General features: G+C 64.5%; 2 protein-coding genes. One reads left to right on the top strand and one right to left on the bottom strand.

The window, feature by feature from the left end; translation table 11 throughout:
* On the top strand, positions 1-381 hold a 381-nt coding region (locus VFZ66_16220; protein ID HEX6290737.1), incomplete at its 5' end, for a transposase.
* Between the two features lie 463 nt (positions 382-844).
* Here VFZ66_16220 and VFZ66_16225 read toward each other — a convergent pair.
* Positions 845-1,909: an IS110 family transposase gene (locus VFZ66_16225; GenBank protein HEX6290738.1), complete on the bottom strand. Its 1,065-nt coding sequence runs from the start codon at positions 1,907-1,909 to the stop codon at positions 845-847.
* Positions 1,910-2,108: the final 199 nt, after the last annotated feature.

The raw sequence follows: 2,108 nt of genomic DNA on the forward strand, positions 1-2,108 counted from the left end.
GTGCCCGGTATCGGCGCGCTGTCCGTGCTCGCGTACGTCAGCACCGTCGAGGATCCAATGCGCTTTGCCCGATCACGATCGGTCGGAGCGCACCTGGGACTGACGCCGAGGCAATACCAGTCGGGCGAGAGCGATCGCCGCGGCAGGATCTCCCGCTGTGGCGACAACCTCGCCCGCACTCTGATGTATGAGGCGGCTGTCGTTATCCTCACTCGGGTCAAGCGTGCCTCGCGGCTCAAGGACTGGGCCCTCGCGATCGCCAGGCGATCCGGTGCCGGCAAGGCGCGTGTTGCGCTCGCCCGCAAGCTCACCGTCATCCTTCACAGCATTTGGCAATCGGGCGAGCCGTTTCGTTGGTCAGCGCCAGCCATGCCAGCGTGATGTGCGATCCAACTGCTAGAGAACGCCGTCAGGCGTGAGGGATGCCCTGCGGGGCGAAGGAGCAGCCGACTGCGTCGCGAGCCGATGGGAGGGCCTTTAGCGGCTCAACCCGCTGTGGACCTTGCAGCGCCTGCGCTTCGAACCAGATGTTGCGGCGGCCATGCCGACCGCGGAGAGAACCGTGACCTCGAAGGGCAGCACTCAACCTTGACAAGGGAGGCGCGATTAGAGAACCGGCTGCTGATCGCAAGTGAGTTCGGCGCAGGCTTCGGAAGTCGCTGATATGTATCCGGCCTGTTGATCGGCTCGCGGGCCGTGGCCTCGATGGGAATACGCGCGCGCCTTTGGTCTCATTAGCGGACAGGTCGCCAAGCGACCGTTTGGGTCACCAGACTCTGGGCGCGCTCGTTGATCCGTTCCATGCTGCTGTTCTCAATCGCGAACTCCGTGGATCGTCGGGCGATCAGATCGCCACGACTTCAACGCGATGGGCGTCAAAGGCAACGTTGTGCCTCAGCACGCTCCAGGCGATGCGGGCGAGCTTGTTGGCAAGCGCCGTCGCCAGCTTGTTGCGATGGAGGCGCGGCTGTGCGGCCTTCAGCCAGGCGCCGAAGCTGAAGCGTTCCCAGGTTTGCGGACGCATGAGGATGACGTTGGCGGCCTGGATGAAGAGCGTGCGCAGATACTTGCTGCCGCGCTTGGAGATGCGCCCGAGGATCGACTTGCCACCGGTACTATATTGCCGAGGCACGAGACCCAGCCACGCACCGAAGTCACGGCCACGCTCGAAGGCCTCGCCCGTGCCGATGGCAGCGACCATGGCCGTGGAGATGATCGGCCCAATGCCGGGCACACTCATTAAGCGCTTGCAGTTCGCCTCACGGTGGCTGATCTGCTCGATCTCGCCGGTGAGCGTCTCGATGCGCTCGTCGAGCCACAGCCAGTCCTCGTGGAGGCCAACGATGAGGTCGCTCATGCGCGGCGACAGCTCGTCGGCGCGGTTCTCCAGAATGGCGAAGAGCGAGCGGCGCAGCGCGTTGGCGCCGGTGCGGACGGCGATCCCGTGCTCGATCAGGAAAGCGCGGATCTGGTTGATCGTCGCCGTGCGGCGCGACACCAGCCGCGCGCGGACCCGATGCAGTGCCTGCAGATCGAGCTGATCCTGCGTCTTCTCTTGCACGACGCGTAGGTTGGGGCGCAGAGCTGCCTCGGCGATGGCCTCGGCATCGTTGTAGTCGTTCTTCTGGCCCTTCGCGAACGGCCTGACGTACATCGCCGGAATGATGCGTGGAGTATGCCCGAGACGGCGCAGCGTGCGGCTGACGAAGTGCGCGCTGAGGCATGCCTCGAGCCCGACGATGCTCGGCGGCAGCTTGGCGAGCTCGCTCTCCAGCGCCAGGCGCTTGAATTTCTTGCGCAGGACGACCTTACCACCGACATCGAAGCCGACGATGTGGAAGACATCCTTGCCAATGTCGATGCCGATGGACGCGAAGGTCTGCGCGGGCTGGCCGGGGTCGCTCGTCATGGGCTGCTTCTCCTGATTGAGGCGGTAGCCCTTCAGGCTAACCCGCCGTTCGGGGGAAGCAGCCGGTCCATCCCATTAGCGGGCGTCGATGACATGAGTGCGGACCACTGGATTTGAGCTCTTACCAGACCTCGTTGCACGTGAGTGGCGAAGATGCCTTCACCATGGGGCCTACGAGATAGCGCCCGATGATGCCGAT

Source organism: Herpetosiphonaceae bacterium (genome assembly GCA_036374795.1).
Taxonomy (GTDB): Bacteria; Chloroflexota; Chloroflexia; order Chloroflexales; family Kallotenuaceae; genus LB3-1.